This is a genomic window from Yinghuangia sp. YIM S09857, assembly GCF_051388915.1.
Lineage (GTDB): Bacteria > Actinomycetota > Actinomycetes > Streptomycetales > Streptomycetaceae > Yinghuangia.
Map to the genome: position 1 here is coordinate 123,527 of NZ_JBPKBH010000001.1, position 4,859 is coordinate 128,385.

A 4,859-nucleotide genomic window follows, 5' to 3' on the forward strand; every position below is an offset into this window, starting at 1 on the left:
GGACGCCTTCGGGTGTCCGGCCCCGCTGAGCGTTCACACGGCTGCGGCGGCCGCAGCGGATGGTTCGGTCGGAGCGGTCGGAGCGGTCGGAGCGGTCGGTTCGGTAGGGCCGGTCGGCTCCGCGGGGACGCCCGGTGCTGTGGGGCCGCTCGGGACGCCCGGGCCCGCCGGAACAGGCGGCGTAGCCGGGGTCGACGACGTCGGCCTGGCCCCCACGAGCACCACCGTGCCGGACACGCGGTCGAGATACGCCGCGAAGTTCCCGTCGCGCACCCACATCCCCGAGGGCGGGAGCATGACGCCCAGGGCAGGCGGGACGTCCGCGGGCCCCACGCCCGCCGACGTGGGCAGCCAGGGGCCCGGCAGGCCGGCCTCCACGCCGGCGGGGTCGGACGTCCTGACAACGGCGTAGTAGACGAAGTCGTCCGGGTCGGGGTCGGTGATGCGGCCGTACTCCGGGTCGCCCGGCGGCTTGGCGCACCACGTTGCCGAGGTGACGGAGGCGACCGTACCCAGGCCCGGGAAGAGCGCGACGAGCGGCGCGGGGTCGGTGCTGACCGGCTCGCAGCGGTACAGCGCGTCCTCGGCGGCCTCGTACTTCATGGCGCGCTCGGCCACGGCGGCGACCGAGTACGCGCCGACGGCCACAACCCCCAGCGCACCCGCGACGCCCGCGGACGCGCGCAGCCGCCGACCTGTCCCCATCACTGCCCCCGATCAACGCCCCCGAGCCCGCGATCACGCCCTGCCGACGCGACGAAGTATGCCGTGCCCGCCTTCCTGCCGCCTCGGTCGCCCGGCCCTTGCGAGCCCTCGGGACTGATGGGGCGTCAGTCCCCCCGTGCGCTGATCGCCGCGCCTCGGGGTCATAGGATTCCCACCATGACGAGCGAGCCGGAGCAGCAGATCGGGGTGGGCGAGCCGGATGCGTTCCAGCGTCTCTGGACCCCGCACCGCATGGCGTACATCAAGGGGGAGGGTAAGCCGACCGGGCCCGCGGCCGACGACGGCTGCCCGTTCTGCGAGATCCCCAAGATGGACGACGAGTCCGGTCTGATCGTGCGCCGCGGCGAGGCGGTGTACGCGGTGCTCAATCTGTATCCGTACAACGGCGGCCACCTCATGGTCGTCCCGTACCGCCACGTCGCCGACTACACCGACCTCGACCTCGCGGAGACCGTCGAGCTGGGCGAGTTCACCAAGCGGGCGATGACCGCGCTGCGCAAGGCGTCCGGCGCGCAGGGCTTCAACATCGGCATGAACCAGGGCCACGTCGCGGGCGCCGGGATCGCCGCGCACCTCCACCAGCACCTGGTGCCGCGCTGGGGCGGGGACACCAACTTCATGCCGGTCGTCGGGCACACCCGCGTTCTGCCGCAACTCCTCGCCGAGACCCGGGCGATGATCGCGGACGCGTGGCCGAGCGACTGAGCGACGCGGCCCGACTCGGCGCCCCGGCACCGCGCCCCGGGCGCGGCGTCGCCGATACGGCACCACCGATCACGCACCACCGATCCAGGAGGAACGCATGACCACCCGACCGGTGCTGGTGTTCGACGGCGACTGCGGCTTCTGCACGAAGTCCGTCGAGGTCATGGAGCGCTGGATCGACCCCGACATCGAGATCACCGCCTGGCAGTTCGCCGATCTCGGAGAACTCGGCGTGACCGAGGAGCGGGCGATGCACGAGGTCCTGTGGGTCACGCCGACCGGCGACGTGTACGGGGGCGCCGAGGCGGTCGCCAAGATGCTGGCGCACCGCCGCGGCGTATGGACGCTGCCCGGCGCGGTCATGCAGATCCCGCCGGTCAACCTGCTGGCGGCCAAGGCCTACCGCCTCATCGCCGACAACCGCTACAAGCTCCCCGGCGGAACCCCCGCCTGCGCCCTGCCCCCGGATCAGCGCCCGGGGGCCACGCGCGGCTGACATTTCGGCGGGCGGCGAAGGAGACGGAAATAGGCGTACCGATGATTCCTTCGGTCGCCTGCCCGGCAAAGCGATCGAAGGGATTCTTGGATCGTGCCGGAAGGCTCGGCGGAATACTTCTGATCACACGTGCATCAGACCCACGTACGAATTCGCGAGACAGGGCACGTCAGAGTACCGGGTGAAATAGTGCCCGGTCCCATTGTGGTATGCCGCGGCGGGTCCTCGACGCCGACCACAACATTGGCCGAGTTCCGCCGGACCGCCCGCAATACCGCGCCCCCGCCCTCCGCGGCCCGCTCGCAGACCCACCCGTGACGTAGGCGGGTTCCAGCGGTGGTTGCCTGCGGACGCCCCCCATCTGGCCGAAAGGTTCCAGCCGCTGTTGCAGACGGCCGCGGCCGAAATTTCACCGGAGGAAACCACCGACGTGCTGGTGGACGTGGTCGAGCGAGGCTCGGACGGCCGGGAATTTCGTTTGCCGGAATCGGCTTCGCCGCAGACGGCGGAAATCGCTTCGTTCCGTGCGTCGAGGAATACCTTTCGGCCCCCGTGGCGCCCGCCCGCCCGTTGGGGTACTTCAGGCGTGCAAGTCGCGAATACCGGGTACAGGGGCAGTGGCGCCCCGCGGCACCGTCGGTTCATATACTGATCGCACTTATTCCGCCTGCTGCCTCGTCTCGGCCGCGGGCCGTCGAGGGGTGGGGTATGCGGCGACGGAGTCGATGGCTCGCCATCGGTGTGGCCCTCGTGGTACTCGGCGCGGGCATCGCCATCGCGAGAGCCGACGACTCCAAAGGCCGGCATCACGTTCCGCCGCTCTACCTGGGCGGCGTGGCCGCGGACGCCGGAGCCCCCGGAGGGCTCGTGGCCTTGCCGGCCGACGCGCCACCGCGGGCCCACACGCGGGAGGAACGCGCGTGGCTTGCATCAGGGATGGTGCCGGGCACCGATCCCGCGTTCCGCGACATGGCAGAGCGCGCGTTGCTCGACATGCGGCTGCTCACGCGCCCGGACGGGGCCGTCGCGGCTGCGTGGTACTCCATTTGGCAATACATGTGGCCACGCGACACTGCCTGGGTCGTGGCCGCTTTGTGCGCCACCGGGCACAGCGCTGACGCGCTGAACATCCTGCGCCGCCTCGTCGCGCTGCAAGAGGCGGACGGCAGCTGGGAGGCCCGCTACCGCCTGGACGGCACACACGTCGGCGACGGCCGTAGAGCACAACTTGACGGGAACGGCTGGGTCCCATGGGCCGTGTGGTACTGGTACAGCAGTCAGGAGCCCGGCGACGCCGCCGCGGACGCCGCCCTCGCCGAGTTGTGGCCCTCGGTGCGCAAGGCCGCCGACCGGGCGGCGACCTCCTTGCGCCGCAACGGCCTGCCGCCTCCCGGGCCCGACTACTGGGAGTCCCGGAATGATCAGGTGACGCTCGGCACCGCGGCCCCGTTGCTGGCAGGGCTGCGCGCCGCCGCCGACCTCGCCCGGCGCATCGGGGACGCCGAGGGCGCGGCCCGCTGGTCCGGTTCCTCGCAAACGCTGGCCGAGGCGGTCACCGACGAGTTCGGCGCGCACGGCTACCGGCGCACGGCACGCTCCGTCAGCGGCGCGGACACCGCGGTGACTTGGCTCGGCCCGCCGTTCGCCGCGCCGGACCCCGCGGTCGCCGCGGCAGTCCGCACGTCGGCGGCGGAACTGACCCTGGCCAACGGCGGCATACTGCCCGGTGGCGATTGGCGCGGCCACCGCGAGGTCGCCTGGACACCGGAAACGGCGGCGTTCGCGCTCTACGATGCCGCGAGCGGGAACCGCCCGCAGGCTGTCGCGCGTCTGCACTGGCTCGCGCAACACCGCACCGCGTTCGGGTCGCTTCCCGAGAAGGTGGACGCGGCCGGTCGGCCTGTGTCGGTCGCACCGCTCGCCTGGACGTCGGCGATCGTCGTCCTTGCGATCGTTGCGCTCGATCACCCGCTGCCGATTCCGCCCCCGTGACCTGCCGGACCGTCCCTCGCGGCCGCCGCGGAGCCCCCGCCGCAGCCTCGATATGGTGATCCAACGCCCCGGCGCGCGCGTGTCGGCGCGGTCCAGGCACTGAGTGAGGACATCGTCGATGAGCCCTTCCCGTCGCGCGCTCCTGCGCGGCTTGTCCATCGCCGGCGTGGGCGCCGCCGTCGGAGTCGCCGGTACCGCGGCCGCCGACCGTACGCTCCTGTCGGACGACAAGGGAGCGCCCAGCCACGGGCCGGCCACCCACGCAGACCGCCACACACCGCCGAAGCACGGGCATGTCGATGTGCACTGGAACGTCGACACCGAGAAGAAGCTCATCGCCCTGACGTTCGACGACGGTCCGATGCCGAACTGGACGCCTATGGTCCTCGACACCCTCGACCGGGCCGACGTCCCCGCGACGTTCTTCCTGGTGGGGCAGCGAGTCCTGGAGAACGCCGAGATCCTCCGAGGTCGGACGGCGCGCCATGAATTCGCGAACCACACCTGGGCGCACAAGAACCTGGCGACCATGGACCGTGCCGAGGCGTACGACGCGATCGCGAAGGCCCACGACGCCATCGAGAAGGTGACCGGCAAGGAGCCCCGGCACCTGCGGCCCCCGTACGGCCACCTGGGCGGTACGACGATGCTGGCCGCGGCCGACCTCGGCTACGACGTGACCCTGTGGTCCCTCCAGATGGTCGAGTCGGAGTACGTCACGAACGAGCCCGGACTCGTCACCTACATCGTCGACTCCGCATTGCCGGGCACCATCTTGCTCGCCCATGACACGGGTCCCGAGGACCGCCTCGTCGCCTTGCGAGGCCTGCCCGAGATGATCAGGCAACTACGGGACAAGGGTTACGAGTTCACCACGGTGTCGGGGCTGCTTGCCGAGGTCGGCAAGTAGTCGCCGCGGGGGGGGGGGGGGGGGGGGGGG

General features: G+C 71.6%; 5 protein-coding genes. 4 read left to right on the forward strand and 1 reads right to left on the reverse strand.

Annotated features, from left to right (window positions below; genetic code table 11):
* Positions 1–33: 33 nt before the first annotated feature.
* On the reverse strand, positions 34–705 hold the full coding sequence (locus tag ACRX5S_RS00580) for a hypothetical protein (RefSeq protein WP_436770654.1): 672 nt from the start codon (positions 703–705) through the stop codon (positions 34–36).
* A gap of 177 nt (positions 706–882) precedes the next feature.
* Between ACRX5S_RS00580 and ACRX5S_RS00585 the strand changes: the two genes are divergently transcribed.
* The 4 genes from ACRX5S_RS00585 to ACRX5S_RS00600 all read left to right on the forward strand — a co-directional run bounded on the left by ACRX5S_RS00585 (position 883) and on the right by ACRX5S_RS00600 (position 4,829).
* Complete coding sequence (locus ACRX5S_RS00585) at positions 883–1,431, forward strand: HIT family protein (RefSeq protein WP_436770655.1); 549 nt, start codon at positions 883–885, stop codon at positions 1,429–1,431.
* 97 nt (positions 1,432–1,528) lie between these two features.
* Positions 1,529–1,927, forward strand: a complete 399-nt coding sequence (locus ACRX5S_RS00590) for a thiol-disulfide oxidoreductase DCC family protein (protein WP_436770656.1) — start codon at positions 1,529–1,531, stop codon at positions 1,925–1,927.
* Between the two features lie 708 nt (positions 1,928–2,635).
* On the forward strand, positions 2,636–3,919 hold the full coding sequence (locus ACRX5S_RS00595; protein WP_436770657.1) for a glycoside hydrolase family 15 protein: 1,284 nt from the start codon (positions 2,636–2,638) through the stop codon (positions 3,917–3,919).
* Between the two features lie 118 nt (positions 3,920–4,037).
* A complete protein-coding gene (locus ACRX5S_RS00600) occupies positions 4,038–4,829 on the forward strand; it encodes a polysaccharide deacetylase family protein (RefSeq protein ID WP_436770658.1) in 792 nt (263 codons plus the stop codon).
* Positions 4,830–4,859 lie beyond the last annotated feature (30 nt).